Source organism: Collimonas sp., from assembly GCF_044339385.1.
Taxonomy (GTDB): domain Bacteria; phylum Pseudomonadota; class Gammaproteobacteria; order Burkholderiales; family Burkholderiaceae_D; genus Collimonas.
The window spans coordinates 1-14,244 of the sequence record NZ_JBIIVN010000056.1 but is presented as its reverse complement, the minus strand read 5'-3'; the positions used below and the strand labels follow the sequence as shown (position 1 = coordinate 14,244).

The window sequence follows — 14,244 nt, the reverse complement described above, 5'->3', positions numbered from 1 at the left end:
GGTTGGTTTGCTTCCCGGCTATGTGATCCAACGTTTGAACAATACCGATATTAAGGATGCCAAGCAATTCAATGCGCTGGTAGCCAAGCTGGAGCCGAAGAAGATGGCGGTGTTGCTGGTGCGGCGAGGTGAAGTGTCGCAATTTGTGCCGCTGCGTCCAGCTAACTGAGACAGGTAAATTCCGTTGTCCTGGGCTGCAGATCGTCAAGGTCTGCAGCTCTTTGTTTTGTGCGGTTGCAAAGGGAGTGTCGATGGCGAAGCCCCACTTTATTTTGTATGGCCGTTCTTATTGTCATCTTTGCGACGATATGCTGCAAGCGTTGCTTGCCCTGCGGGCGGCCGATGAGCGCGGAGCCGATTGGATTACTGTGGATATTGTTGACGTTGACGTTGACGTTGACGCCGATGCCGAGCTGGTTGCTCGCTACGACGAGCTGGTGCCGGTCTTGGTCGGCTGTGCGGATGGTCGAGCGCCATTGCGGCTTTGCCATTATTTTCTGGCACCTGAGCGCGTGAGGGAGTTTTTGGCAGTGTGGGTCGACTGCTGCGGTGTTGACCCTAGTTTAGCGGGGGGGTGTAGGCGCGTCATTCGGCGCGTCATTCGTTATGGTGGGGTTAGATAACATGTCGGTGAATTTCGCATACCCCTGCAAAAATTGGAAAAAAGTCTGTTGCTCCCATGTTGTCAGCGGTCTTTTGATATACATGGCGGAGTATGTTGTTGACCATGCGATTAGCTATGTAGTTAGCTATGTAGTTATCTTGCTTTACTTGCTATACTTGCGCCGAAAATCAGAGGCTTTTGATTTGTCGGTTTTCCTACCCGAAATCTGGTAAAGTGGCGGCACTGAATAACCTGTCATAAAAGGCGCTCGCCTGGGACGCAGGTGCAATGTTTCGTACTTGCCGGCACATAACAGCACGTCTTTTTGCCCCATACGTCGTTGCGGATCCTTTCGATAGCTCGCTATCGTTGTGGTGCGCTAACAGTCTGGAACAAAAATCCATCGTTTTTATTTGCGCCAACAAGTACAAGGCACTGCACTGAGCCCGGCTCAGAGCGCTTTTTTTGTAATCGCGTCTGTCAATGAATAGCATCCGTAACTTCTCCATCATCGCCCACATCGACCACGGTAAATCTACCCTGGCGGACCGTGTCATCCAGTCTTGCGGCGGTTTGTCCGACCGCGAGATGGAGGCGCAGGTACTCGACTCGATGGATATCGAGCGTGAGCGTGGCATCACCATCAAGGCCCAGACCGCGGCCCTGACTTACAAGGCGCTGGACGGCCAGATCTATAATCTGAACTTGATCGATACGCCTGGGCACGTTGATTTCAGCTATGAAGTCAGCCGCTCACTGTCGGCTTGCGAAGGTGCGCTGCTGGTGGTCGATGCCTCACAAGGGGTAGAAGCACAGACCGTGGCCAACTGCTATACGGCACTCGATCTTGGCGTCGAAGTGGTGCCGGTACTAAACAAGATTGACTTGCCTTCCGCCGATCCCGACAACGCGATTGCCGAAATCGAAGACGTGATCGGCATCGATGCTCACGACGCGGTGCATTGCTCTGCCAAGACCGGTCTCGGCGTGCGTGAAGTGCTGGAGTCGCTGATCGTCAAGGTGCCGCAGCCGAAGGGGGATCCGAATGCCCCTTTGCAGGCATTGATCGTCGACTCCTGGTTCGATAATTATGTCGGCGTCGTCATGCTGGTACGTATCAAGAACGGTACGCTGCGTCCGAAAGACAAGATCCTGCTGATGGCTACCGGTTCTCAGTATTTGACCGAAAGCGTCGGTGTGTTCACGCCTAAATCGCAATCGCGCGAATCGCTCTCGGCCGGCCAGGTGGGCTTCATCATCGCCGGTATCAAGGAATTGAAGGCAGCCAAGGTGGGTGATACGGTCACTTTGGCGTCAAAGCCGGCAGCCGAAGCTTTGCCTGGTTTTAAGGAAGTGCAGCCGCAGGTTTTTGCCGGTCTGTTTCCTGTTGAGGCAAATCAGTACGATGCGCTGCGCGACTCGTTGGAAAAACTCAAACTGAACGACGCCGCTTTGCAATACGAGCCAGAAGTGTCGCAGGCGCTGGGCTTCGGTTTTCGTTGCGGTTTCCTCGGTTTGCTGCATATGGAAATTGTCCAGGAACGTCTCGAGCGCGAGTTCGATATGGATCTCATCACCACTGCGCCAACCGTCATCTATGAGGTTGTGAAGCGCGATGGCACCATTTTGCTGGTCGATAATCCATCGAAGATGCCGGACCCGTCGAATATCGAGGAAGTACGCGAACCTATCGTGACGGTTAACCTGTACATGCCGCAAGAGTATGTCGGCTCGGTCATCGCGCTCTGTACTCAGAAGCGCGGCCAGCAGGTCGACATGAGCTACCACGGCAAGCAGGTCAAGCTGACCTATGAAATCCCGATGGCTGAAGTAGTTCTGGATTTCTTCGATCGGCTTAAATCGACGTCGCGCGGCTATGCTTCGATGGATTACGAGTTCAAGGAATATCGTTCGGCTGACGTGGTCAAGGTCGACATGCTGATCAATAGTGAGAAAGTCGATGCTTTGGCAATCATCGTCCACCGCGCCAACAGCCAGTATCGCGGCCGTGCCGTAGCGGCCAAGATGCGTGAACTGATTCCACGCCAGATGTTCGACGTTGCGATTCAGGCCGCCATTGGCGCCAATATTATCTCTCGCGAGAACGTCAAGGCGCTGCGCAAGAACGTGCTTGCCAAATGCTACGGTGGCGATATCAGCCGCAAGCGTAAATTACTGGAAAAGCAGAAGGCCGGTAAAAAACGGATGAAGCAGGTGGGATCCGTCGAGATACCTCAAGAAGCATTCCTGGCAATCTTACAAGTGGATGAAAAATGACATTGCAATCAATTCTGGGAAATTTCGCGTTAATCCTGTTTGTCCTGACGATCGTTACTGGAATCATCTGGTTTCTGGATCGCCTCTACCTGAGCAAGCAGCGGCGCGCCAAGGCCGCCGCCGCATTGGCCGAGTTCGATGCGCGCAACGCCAAGTTGAGCGCTGAAGGCGTCAGGCTGGAAGCGAGCGGTCGCGCCGCACTGGAGGCCAATCTGCTGCGCCAGCCTACCTGGGTCGAATACTCGGGCAGTTTTTTCCCTGTTATTGCAACGGTTTTTTTTCTGCGTTCGTTCCTCTACGAGCCGTTCAAGATTCCATCCAGTTCGATGGTGCCTACGCTGCTGGTGGGGGATCTGATCCTGGTGAATAAGTTTACTTACGGTATCCGGCTGCCGATCATCAATAAGAAAATCATCGATATGAACAACCCACAGCGCGGTGATGTGATGGTCTTCAAATATCCCAAGGATATATCGTTGGACTACATCAAGCGGGTGGTTGGTGTGCCGGGTGATAAAATAACGTATAAAAACAAACGTTTAACTATTAATGGCGAAGCGCTTTCTTATACCCAGCTGCCAGATTACCTGAATGAGGATAGTCTGGATTACTCACAGCAATTTACGGAAAACCTGTCAAATGTGCAACATACGATTGCAGTTCGCAGTGGCAGGCCGTCAATTGCGCTGGAAGGTGTAATGGATTTTCCTAACAAAGAAGATTGTTCCTACGATCCGGAAGGGTTTACCTGCACTGTGCCGGCTGGCAATTATTTCATGATGGGGGATAATCGGGATAATAGTGAAGACAGCCGTTACTGGGGTTTTGTGCCGGATCCGAATATTGTCGGAAAGGCATTTTTGGTGTGGATGAATTTGAGTAATTTCAAACGAATCGGGACTTTTTTTAAATAAATCATAGGCGGGAGTCGGGAATGACAAGAATTTCCGGATGTTCACGGAAGTAGCAAGGGATCACACTATTCGGTTTGATCGTCTGGTTGGCCATTCTTGGATGCATCGGTGTGGTTGCGGCGAAGGTGACGCCGACAACCATTGAGTATCTCTCGATAAAGAAAGCGATTGCCAGCGCCCGGACATCAGGTACGACAGTGCAGGAAATCCAGAATGCATTCAACAGGCAAGCGGAGGTAGGTTATATCGATGCGATCTCTGGCAAAGACCTGGATATCACCAAGAATGGCGACGATATTCAGATCAGCTTTGCCTATGAAAAGAAAATCCCGCTGGTCGGACCGGTCAGCCTGTTGATCAATTATGCGGGTAGTACCGCGAAGACCCCTTAAACACCATTGGACGATGACATTACAGTAAGCGTCGACGAAAAAATGGATCTCATGTTATTGCAAAATCGGCTAGGCCACACTTTTAAGGATGCTACTTTGCTGCAGCAGGCCTTGACGCATCGCAGCCATAGTACCTTGCATAACGAACGATTGGAGTTCCTCGGCGATTCGATTCTCAATTGCGTTGTTGCCTCATTACTGTTCGACCGTTATACCAAGATCGACGAAGGCGATCTGTCGCGCGTGCGTGCGAATCTGGTCAAGCAGCAATCGTTGTATGAAATTGCACAACGGCTGGAACTTTCGCAGTTCCTGCGGCTGGGCGAGGGTGAGTTGAAATCTGGCGGATTCCGGCGGCCGTCTATCCTGGCCGATACCCTGGAGGCGCTGTTCGGCGCGATTTTCCTGGATGCCGGTTTCGATGCTGCGCGCGATGTTATTCGCGCTTTGTACATACCTATTCTCGATGCCGTTGATCTGAGAACACTTGGCAAGGATGCCAAGACACTGCTGCAGGAATACTTGCAAGGAAAAAAAATCGCTTTGCCGCAATACAATGTGGTGGCTACGCATGGCGCTGCGCATAATCAGGAATTCGAAATCGAATGCCTGGTGCCGAAACTGGATATCCAAGTGTTCGGCAGCGGCGGTAGCCGTCGTGCAGGCGAACAGGCCGCTGCCAAACTAGCGCTCGAAGCCGTGCAGAAAGCGTTTGTGAAAGCTCCGGCAGCGGCGCGTAAGGCCAAGCCACGTGCCGCCCAATTAAAGCTCACCGGAATTGCGACGATACAGCCGGATGCGCCCGACGCGCCGCTGGACGAACCGCTCGCTGCCAAGGTTGCCGCATCTGCTAAAGCCGCAGCTAATGGCAAGGCACCCAACGCGGTATCGCTGTCGTCGGCTGATGTGGCATCCCTGCCGGTAACTGCTGTCGTGGCTAATTCAGCAACCCCGGCAACCCTGACAACACCTATCGCAACACCTATTATTACAAGTAAATCGAAAACCGCATGACAGACTCTACACCCCAGGCATCGACGGCAGCATCGCCGGCAACTGATTTTCGTTGCGGCTATATCGCGATTGTCGGCAGGCCGAACGTAGGTAAGTCAACCTTGATGAACGAGCTGATCGGCGCCAAGGTCAGCATTACTTCGCGCAAGGCGCAAACCACGCGTCACCGGATCACTGGTATTCAGACCATCGCCGATACACAATTTGTGTATGTCGATACGCCGGGCTTTCAGACGCGTCATTCGAACGCGCTCAACAAGACGCTGAACCGCACCGTGACTACTACGCTGACGGCAGCTGACGTGATTCTGTACATCATCGAAGCCGGCACTTTCGGGCCGGCCGACCAGCAGGTGATGGATCTGCTGCCGTCCAATGTACCTTGTATCCTTGTTATCAATAAGTCGGATCGGGTCAAGGATAAGGCGGTACTGCTGCCTTTCGCTCAGAAGATTGCGGCGTTGCGCGATTTCTCCGCAGTGGTGCCGGTGTCGGCCAAGCTACGCTTCCAGCTGGATAATCTGCAGGGCGAGATTCGCAAGCATCTGCCGGCTAATCCGCCGATGTTTGGCGAAGATGACATCACCGACCGCAGCGAAAAATTTCTCGCCGCTGAGATCGTGCGCGAGAAAGTATTCCGCTTTGTCGGCGACGAGCTGCCTTACACCAGCACGGTTCTGATCGAAAAATTTGAGGTGGAAGGCAATCTGCGCCGCGTGTTTGCGGCCATTCTGGTGGAGCGCGATACGCACAAATCGATGGTGATTGGCCAGAAGGGCGCCCGCCTGAAGGGTATTTCTACCCAGGCCCGGCTCGATATGGAACGTCTGTTCGGTGGACCGGTGTATCTGGAAATCTGGGTCAAAGTGAAATCCGGCTGGGCCGATAACGAAGCCGGATTACGCGCATACGGCTACGAATAAGCTAATCAGCATGAACGCGATCATCGCCGATGCTATTGCCGGAGAGTCCGCCGAATCATCGGTTGGCGAGGAGATGGCGCTGGAAGTCATCGCTTTTTCCGACGCCAATCTTGATGCCGTTGTTGCTCCCGCCGCCGGCAGTCCCAAGCGGCGCATCCGCACACCTGAAAAAGATACCTGTGTCACCGCGCAACCGGGCTTTGTGCTGCATAGTTACCCGCATCGGGAAACCAGCCTCATCGTCGATGTCTTTACCCGAGACTACGGCCGTATTGCGCTGGTCGCCAAGGGTGCCAAGCGCCCGATGTCGAAGCTGCGTGGCGTGTTGCAGACCTTCCAGCCGTTGTCGCTGAGCTGGAGCGGCAAATCGGAAATCCGGACCTTGATTGCCGCCGAGTGGGTTGGTGGTTTGCTGCCGCTGGAGAAATCGGCGCTGCTGTGCGGTTTTTACCTGAACGAGTTGCTGGTCAAGCTGGTCGCCCGCGATGATCCGCACGCAACTTTGTTCAATCACTATGTCGCCACACTTAACCAGTTGGCCCATCAGGAACCGGCGCCAATCGTGTTGCGCCAGTTCGAAAGAGCGTTGCTTAGGCAGACCGGCGTGGCCGCAGATTTCAGCATCTGCACCAGCAGTCGTCGGCCGGTTGAACCTGCCGAAATGTATGTGGTCGATCCCGAGCGCGGCCCGCGTGCGGCCCGCGCTGCCGACTCCTGGCCGCGTGTCAGTGGCAAGACCTTGCTGGATATGGAGCGGGAAGATTATCGAGATGTCGTCACACAGGCCCAGAGCAAGGTGCTGATGCGCTTCCTGTTGGCATATCATCTGGGCGGAGCGCCGCTGAATACGCGTCAGATATTGATTGACCTGATGCAATTGTAGACTGTTTAATGACGCGACTTGGTTTGGTCGATAAATGGCAACGTACAGACAATCGACAGCGATGATGCAACGATGAAAAATTTCCCCTGGTCCGGCGTCGTCGCCGGTTTTGTGACGGTATTGGTCAGCATCACAAGTTCAGCCGTTATTGTCTTGCAAGCGGCATCGGCTGCCGGCGCCACGCAGGCTCAAATCAGTTCGTGGATGCTGGCGTTGGGATTGGGGATGGGCCTGACCTGCATCGGCCTGTCGTTGCGTTACCGTGCTCCTGTGGTGACGGCCTGGTCAACGCCCGGGGCCGCCTTGTTGGTGACCAGCCTGTTTGGGGTGCCGATGTCGGATGCCATCGGTGCTTTCGTATTCGCGGCGGCACTGGTGACCCTGTGCGGCCTCACCGGCTGGTTTGAGCGGGCGATGGGCAAGATTCCACTGTCGATCGCGGCGGCCATGCTGGCCGGCATCCTGGCGCATTTCGGCATGAACGTGTTTGTCGCGATGAAACCGCAGTTCGTGTTGGTGTTTGCTATGTTCGCCTGCTATCTGCTGTGCAAGCGTTGGTTGCCGCGCTATGCAATCATCATCGTGTTGGCGCTGGGTACCGCGCTGGCCGACGTCAAGGGCTTGCTGCATGTTGAAAATTTTCATTTTGTCTGGGCCTTGCCGGTGTTTGCCATGCCGAGTTTTTCCTGGGCGACCACGATTGGCGTTGGTATTCCGTTGTTCGTGGTCACGATGGCCTCGCAGAACGCACCGGGCGCAGCGGTAATTCGCGCCTCCGGTTACGACACGCCGATTTCTCCGCTGATCACATGGACCGGCCTGACTACCCTGGTGCTGGCGCCGTTCGGTTGTTTTTCGCTCAATCTGGCGGCGATTACCGCCGCCATTTGTATGGGCAAGGAAGCGCATGAAAACCCGAGAAAGCGCTACTGGGCGGCGGTGGCTGCCGGTGGGTTCTATCTGCTGGTGGGGCTGTTCGGTGCTACCGCCGGCGCGATGTTTGCGGCTGTTCCGCAGGAGTTGGTGCTGGCTATCGCCGGCCTGGCGTTGTTTGGTATCATCGCCAACAGCCTCACGCTCGCGATGGCCAACGACAAGCAGCGCGAGGCTGCCCTGATCACATTCCTTGTCACCGCTTCCGGTGTTACGCTGTTTGGTATCGGCGCTGCGTTCTGGGGATTGATTGCGGGCGCTTTCGCATTCCTGGTACTCAACTGGCGGCGCGCGCCGACCGCCGATGCAAATGCAGCGGTCTTGCCGTCGCGCCAGAATTAGCCCGGCATATTAGCCCGGCATTTCCTTCCGATTAAAATTTCATTACTCACCCAATCCCAAGATGAGCTATCTCAATCCAACATCGTCGATCATCGACCTCGGCATCAATATCGATCACGTCGCCACCTTGCGCAATGTCCGTGGGAGCGCATATCCAGACCCGATACTAGCCGCACTTCAGGCAGAAGAGGCGGGTGCCGATGCCATCACTTTGCACCTGCGTGAAGATCGTCGTCATATCCGCGATGCCGATGTCGAGGCGATTCGTCCGCTGCTGCGCACGCGCATGAATCTGGAGGCGGCGGTGACTCAGGAGATGATCGATTTTTCCTGCAAAATCAAGCCGCACGACTCCTGTCTTGTGCCGGAGCGCCGCCATGAACTGACGACTGAAGGCGGCCTTGACGTAGTCAAGTATTTCTCCGAGGTGCAGGCGGCGGTGCGGCAACTGCAGGCCGAGGGAATACGCGTGAGCCTGTTCATCGATCCCGAAGCAGATCAGATCCAGGCTGCGGCTGAAGTCGGCGCCCCGGTGATTGAGCTGCATACCGGACGCTATGCCGAGGCGCATGATGAGGCCACCCAGCGCGCCGAGCTGGAACGTGTACAACGCGCGGTGCAGGACGGAGTGCGGCGCGGCCTTAAGGTCAATGCCGGCCATGGTTTGCATTACACCAATGTCCAGGCTATCGCCGCGATTCCCGATATCACCGAGTTGAATATCGGCCATGCAGTCGTCGCGCATGCCGTATTTGTCGGTTGGAAAGCGGCTGTGAGTGAAATCAAGGCGTTGATGGTGAAGGCGCGTCTGGCTTAAACAGAGGGCTTGCGATGATCTACGGCATTGGTACTGACATTATCCAGATTCCTCGTATCGAAGCGGCGCTGCAGCGTAACGGCGATCGTTTTGCGGGAAAGATACTCGGTCCGCAGGAGATGCAAAAATACCTGCAGCGCAAGTCCAGGGTCGAAGCCCGCGGGATTCGTTTTCTAGCGACGCGCTTTGCCGCCAAGGAGGCTTTTTCCAAGGCGCTCGGGCTGGGTATGAGGATGCCGATGACCTGGCGCGCGATGCAAACCTTGAATGCGCCGAGCGGCCGGCCGATTGTGGTCGTCAATCAGGCGCTCGAAGAATTTATGAAAAAAAACGGCTTGACCGCCCAGGTATCGATTACCGATGAAGTGGATTATGCGGTCGCCTTTGTCGTAGTGGAGAAATCATGAGTAGTGTGGCAGGCGGCAGCGCTGTTGGTGTGAATGCACTTGGCCCGGTCATGCTGGATGTAGTCGGGACTAGCCTGACCGCGGATGATATCCGCCGCATCCGGCATCCGCTGACCGGCGGCGTGATTCTATTCACGCGTAATTATCAGGATCGGGCGCAACTGACTGCGCTGACCGCAGCGGTTCACGCTGCGCGTCCCGGTATTCTGATCGCGGTCGATCATGAAGGCGGACGCGTGCAGCGTTTCCGCAGCGACGGCTTTACGCGATTGCCGGCGATGCGTGTGCTCGGCCAATATTGGGAGCGCGATGTGCTCGGTGCAAGCAAAGCTGCCACCGCACTTGGATTCGTGCTGGCCAGCGAGTTGCGCGCCTGCGGTGTCGATCTGTCGTTTACGCCGGTGCTGGATCTTGATTTTGGGGGATCGACGGTGATTGGCGAGCGTGCCTTCCATCGCGATCCTCGTGTCGTCACGCTGCTGGCCAAGAGCGTCAATCACGGCCTGGCGCTGGCCGGCATGGCCAACTGCGGTAAACATTTTCCTGGGCATGGTTACGTGGAGGGCGATTCGCATCACTCGATTCCGGTCGATGAGCGAAATCTGGCGCAGATCATGGAGGAAGATGTCAAACCGTATGACTGGCTTGGCATGAGCCTGGCAGCGGTGATGCCGGCGCATGTGATCTATTCTAAAGTGGACCAGCGCTCGGCGGGTTTCTCCAAGAAATGGCTCACCATTCTGCGCCAGGATATCGGCTTCAATGGTGTCATTTTTAGTGACGATTTGAGCATGGAGGCGGCCAGTTCCGCCGGCGGAGTGCTCGATGGTGCGAAGGCGGCGTTGCAGGCCGGTTGCGATGTGGTGCTGATTTGTAATTCGCCGGACAAGGCCGATCAACTGCTGGCCGGATTGCAGGTTGCCGCCGATGATCCGCTGGCGCTTGCCTCTGCCGCGCGGCTGGCGACGCTGTTGCCGCAAACGACGGCATTGGATTGGGACGCGTTGCAAGCCGATGCCCGCTATCAGAGCGCCAAATCGCTGGTGCAGGCATTGCTGTAATGATCAAGGGCACTGAGTCATGAGCGAGGCAGAGATTCCAGATCCGCGGAGGGCGTTGCTAGATACCGTCGCCAAGCTGCCGAATCTGCCTGGCGTATATCGCTATTTCGATGCGGCCGACAATATTTTATATGTCGGCAAGGCGCGCGATCTGAAAAAGCGAGTGTCGAGCTACTTCCAGAAAAATCTGGCCAGCCCGCGCACCGCAATGATGGTCGAACGTATCACGCGGCTAGAGACGACCGTAACGCGCAGCGAGGCCGAGGCACTGATCCTGGAAAGCAACCTGATCAAGACGCTGCAGCCCCGCTATAACATCCTGTTTCGCGATGACAAATCCTATCCTTACCTGAAGCTGAGCAATCAGGAATATCCGCGCATGGCGTATTATCGCGGCGCGGTTGATAAGAAGAGCCAGTACTTCGGCCCGTTTCCAAATGCTTGGGCGGTCAAGGAGTCGATGCAGATTTTGCAGAAGGTATTTTTGCTGCGCACTTGCGAGGACAGTGTATTTGCCAATCGCACCCGACCCTGTCTACTGCACCAGATTCAGCGTTGCAGCGCACCATGTGTCAACTTGATCAGCCACGACGATTATCTGGTTGATGTCGACAACGCCGCCAAATTTCTGCGCGGGCGGCAGACTGAGGTACTCAGTGCGTTGGAGGGGAAGATGCATGCCTATGCCGCCGAATTGAAGTTTGAGCAAGCGGCAGTGGTACGTAATCAGATCACCGCACTGTCACGGGTGCTGCATCAGCAAAGCATGGAAACCACCGGCGACAGCGATATCGACATCATCGCCGTAATCGTCCAGGGCGGTCGTGCTTGTGTCAATTTGGCGATGGTGCGCGGCGGCCGTCACCTGGGCGATCGCGCGTATTTTCCGCGCCATGTCGATGGTGCATTGTCCAGCCCGGAAGAGATGGTTGGCGAAACTATCGAGCTCGCTGTGCTCAAGGCATTTCTGGCGCAGCACTATATCGACACCTTCATTCCGGCTATTCTGATTCTGAACATTGAGTTCGACGAACCAGCCCTGATGTTGGCGCTGATGGAGCAATGCGGGCATCGTATCAATTTGCTGTTTCAGCCACAGGGACAACGTCGCCAATGGCTGGAGATGACACATAAGGGCGCTGAGATTTCATTGGCGCGGCTGCTCTCGGAGCAGGGTTCGCAACAGGCGCGCACGCGTGCGCTGGTCGATGTGCTGGCGCTGGAAATCGAGGATATCGCGAATCTTCGTGTCGAGTGTTTCGACATCAGTCATACCTCCGGCGAAGCAACCCAGGCTTCCTGCGTGGTGTTTCATCATCACGCTATGCAAAACGGCGAGTACCGCCGTTACAACATCAAGGACATTACCCCCGGCGACGATTATGCGGCGATGCGGCAGGTGCTGATGCGGCGTTACGAGAGGGTAGCCAATGGCGACGGCGTAATGCCTGACATCGTTCTGATCGACGGCGGCAAGGGCCAGGTCGAGATGGCGCGGCAGGTGCTGGCGGAGCTGGGTTTGGATATCAGCTTGATCGTCGGTGTTGCCAAGGGCGAGGGACGCAAGGTCGGACTGGAAACGTTGATTTTCGCTGACGGCCGCGCCGCGCGCGAACTGGGCAAGGAATCGGCGGCGCTGATGCTGATTGCACAGATCCGCGACGAGGCGCACCGCTTCGCCATCACCGGCATGCGTGCCAAGCGCGCCAAGGCGCGTCAAAGCTCACGGTTGGAAGAGATCGAAGGTATCGGTGCCAAGCGTCGTCAGAAGCTGCTTGCACGTTTTGGCGGCTTGCGCGGAGTGGCCGACGCCAGCATTGAGGATATCGCCTCGGTTGAGGGGATTTCGCGGCAACTGGCCGAGGAAATCTATAAGCAGTTGCATTGATGCACTGCCGGGTCGGGTCGGTTTCGGTGTTACGTGTCGGGTGAGTGTTGCATTCCTGCAGTCTGGTTTTGCAGGTTTTATTTTCCAATGGCGGCATACTGCTAGATAATTAACAGACGGACAGCTAGCTCCTTATCAATAAAACTATTTATGCCATTTAATATTCCGATTTTACTGACCTGGTTGCGGGTTGCCTTGATTCCGTTGGTGGTCGGTGTTTTCTACCTTCCGGATATTTTTCCTCATCTCGGTTTTTCGACATTGCAATTAGGCTTGGCATCGACGATTGTATTTATTGTGGCGGCAGTGACCGATTGGTTTGACGGCTTTCTGGCGCGACGCTGGAATCAGACCTCGGCATTTGGTGCCTTCCTTGATCCGGTCGCCGACAAGCTGATGGTCGCCGGCGCCTTGCTGGTGCTGGTGCATTTGGGGCGGGTTGATCCGATCATTGCGTTTGTCATCATCGGCCGCGAGATCGCAATCAGTGCGTTGCGCGAGTGGATGGCGCAGATCGGCGCTTCGAAATCGGTGGCCGTCAGCTCCATCGGAAAAATTAAAACTACTGCACAGATGGTGGCGATCCCAATGTTGTTGTATCATGGCGACCTGTTAGGCGTCGATACCCGTTTCTGGGGGCAGGTGCTGTTGCTGGTTGCTGCAGTGTTGACGGTCTGGTCGATGTTTTACTATTTACGTAAAGCCTGGCCTTTGATCAAAGAAAGCACCGCAGCCAAAGAAAGTAACAAGCAGTAAAGTAAAAGTCAGTGGTTCAAAAAATATTTGATAAATAGTTTTTGAAATTGTTGACAAAGTCTGTGGAACAACCATAATGTGGTCTCTGTAGTTGATGAAGCAAAAAAAAACTTCAGAAGTAAGTGTGGTAATAACTCATGCGGGAGTAGCTCAGTTGGTAGAGCGCAACCTTGCCAAGGTTGAGGTCGAGAGTTCGAGACTCTTCTCCCGCTCCAGATTCAAAAAAGGAAGCTGGAACAAGCTTCCTTTTTTTATGTGAAGTCAGTAGCTGATCGTGTTGGTTGACAGTATAGTTTAGCCAGTATTGCTTTGATTTTGCGGTAGGTATAACACCCCTGGCGGGGTAGCAAAGTGGTTATGCAGCGGCCTGCAAAGCCGTTTACGCCGGTTCGATCCCGACCCCCGCCTCCAGACTCCATACGCGGGAGTAGCTCAGTTGGTAGAGCGCAACCTTGCCAAGGTTGAGGTCGAGAGTTCGAGACTCTTCTCCCGCTCCACATTCCAGGTAAGGAAGATGATGAAATCTTTCTTACCCTTTCAGTAAAAAATCCTGCCTTGATTTTCTCCTGATGTGCTGTCGCAGCGTATGCTGTGCGCATGGTTTTTTCTGGAGTTGCATCATCGTCGCGACCTCGTTACGAGTACCGATACAAGAGTAGATTCACCTTTCGCCGGGGCCACTTTCCAGATAGGACTGGGTTCCGGGAGTCTTCTCCTTTATCGGTAACAGATGCGGTTGTTCACCGCATCTTCGAAGCGTAGCGGGACTATCCTCGATACATACAACGACTTGCCCGCTATTGCGAGCGAGTCGTTTTTTATGGGCGTGATTTTCTACCCACCTTGCCGGTTTTAGCAAATAAAAATGCCGTTCAGTGAAGACTGAACGGCATTCGGTTGTGCAGATTGTTGGCGCTGATTGAATCTTGACCCAGCCTGCTGATCGAAATGTGACCCAGGGCTGGTCGCTGCGTTTTGAGTTAGTAGCTGTGGATAAGTCTATCAAACAGTTGGTGTTGAAGCACTCCTTTTT

Annotated in this window: 13 protein-coding genes, 3 tRNA genes and 1 pseudogene; all 17 read left to right on the top strand. The window is 54.8% G+C overall.

Annotated features, from left to right (window positions below; all coding sequences use genetic code 11):
- Window positions 1-169: pseudogene (locus ACIQ0R_RS06025) on the top strand (serine peptidase); the annotation flags it as partial.
- 82 nt (window positions 170-251) lie between these two features.
- The gene (locus ACIQ0R_RS06020) at window positions 252-623 is read left to right on the top strand and encodes a glutaredoxin family protein (RefSeq protein ID WP_395824926.1); all 372 of its coding nucleotides are present in this window, start codon (window positions 252-254) and stop codon (window positions 621-623) included.
- A gap of 464 nt (window positions 624-1,087) precedes the next feature.
- Window positions 1,088-2,881, top strand: coding sequence for a translation elongation factor 4 (gene lepA, locus ACIQ0R_RS06015; RefSeq protein ID WP_395824923.1), 1,794 nt, complete (start codon window positions 1,088-1,090; stop codon window positions 2,879-2,881).
- Window positions 2,878-3,795, top strand: coding sequence for a signal peptidase I (gene lepB, locus ACIQ0R_RS06010; RefSeq protein WP_395824920.1), 918 nt, complete (start codon window positions 2,878-2,880; stop codon window positions 3,793-3,795). Before lepA ends, lepB begins: the two co-directional genes overlap by 4 nt.
- 74 nt (window positions 3,796-3,869) lie before the next feature.
- On the top strand, window positions 3,870-4,187 hold the full coding sequence (locus ACIQ0R_RS06005) for a DUF4845 domain-containing protein (protein WP_395824917.1): 318 nt from the start codon (window positions 3,870-3,872) through the stop codon (window positions 4,185-4,187).
- Window positions 4,188-4,229: 42 nt separating this feature from the next.
- Window positions 4,230-5,201 carry a ribonuclease III gene (rnc, locus tag ACIQ0R_RS06000; protein ID WP_395824914.1) on the top strand — a complete coding sequence of 324 codons (972 nt, stop codon included), beginning with the start codon at window positions 4,230-4,232 and terminating at the stop codon, window positions 5,199-5,201.
- Window positions 5,198-6,124 carry a GTPase Era gene (era, locus tag ACIQ0R_RS05995; protein ID WP_395824911.1) on the top strand — a complete coding sequence of 309 codons (927 nt, stop codon included), beginning with the start codon at window positions 5,198-5,200 and terminating at the stop codon, window positions 6,122-6,124. Before rnc ends, era begins: the two co-directional genes overlap by 4 nt.
- Before the next feature lie 10 nt (window positions 6,125-6,134).
- A complete protein-coding gene (gene recO / locus ACIQ0R_RS05990; RefSeq protein ID WP_395824908.1) occupies window positions 6,135-7,007 on the top strand; it encodes a DNA repair protein RecO in 873 nt (290 codons plus the stop codon).
- A gap of 72 nt (window positions 7,008-7,079) precedes the next feature.
- Window positions 7,080-8,282, top strand: a complete 1,203-nt coding sequence (locus tag ACIQ0R_RS05985; protein ID WP_395824905.1) for a benzoate/H(+) symporter BenE family transporter — start codon at window positions 7,080-7,082, stop codon at window positions 8,280-8,282.
- Window positions 8,283-8,343: 61 nt separating this feature from the next.
- On the top strand, window positions 8,344-9,099 hold the full coding sequence (gene pdxJ / locus ACIQ0R_RS05980) for a pyridoxine 5'-phosphate synthase (RefSeq protein ID WP_395824902.1): 756 nt from the start codon (window positions 8,344-8,346) through the stop codon (window positions 9,097-9,099).
- A 14-nt stretch (window positions 9,100-9,113) separates the two neighbouring features.
- On the top strand, window positions 9,114-9,506 hold the full coding sequence (gene acpS, locus ACIQ0R_RS05975; RefSeq protein WP_395824899.1) for a holo-ACP synthase: 393 nt from the start codon (window positions 9,114-9,116) through the stop codon (window positions 9,504-9,506).
- Complete coding sequence (nagZ, locus tag ACIQ0R_RS05970) at window positions 9,503-10,567, top strand: beta-N-acetylhexosaminidase (RefSeq protein WP_395824896.1); 1,065 nt, start codon at window positions 9,503-9,505, stop codon at window positions 10,565-10,567. The genes acpS and nagZ overlap by 4 nt, the downstream gene beginning before the upstream one ends.
- Before the next feature lie 19 nt (window positions 10,568-10,586).
- Window positions 10,587-12,455 carry an excinuclease ABC subunit UvrC gene (gene uvrC, locus ACIQ0R_RS05965; protein WP_395824893.1) on the top strand — a complete coding sequence of 623 codons (1,869 nt, stop codon included), beginning with the start codon at window positions 10,587-10,589 and terminating at the stop codon, window positions 12,453-12,455.
- 150 nt (window positions 12,456-12,605) lie between these two features.
- Window positions 12,606-13,211 (top strand): CDP-diacylglycerol--glycerol-3-phosphate 3-phosphatidyltransferase, encoded by a 606-nt coding sequence (gene pgsA / locus ACIQ0R_RS05960; protein ID WP_395824890.1) that lies wholly within the window; start codon window positions 12,606-12,608, stop codon window positions 13,209-13,211.
- Window positions 13,212-13,350: 139 nt separating this feature from the next.
- Window positions 13,351-13,426 (top strand) — tRNA-Gly (locus ACIQ0R_RS05955).
- Window positions 13,427-13,548: 122 nt separating this feature from the next.
- Window positions 13,549-13,622 (top strand) — tRNA-Cys (locus ACIQ0R_RS05950).
- Between the two features lie 10 nt (window positions 13,623-13,632).
- Window positions 13,633-13,708 (top strand) — tRNA-Gly (locus tag ACIQ0R_RS05945).
- Window positions 13,709-14,244: the final 536 nt, after the last annotated feature.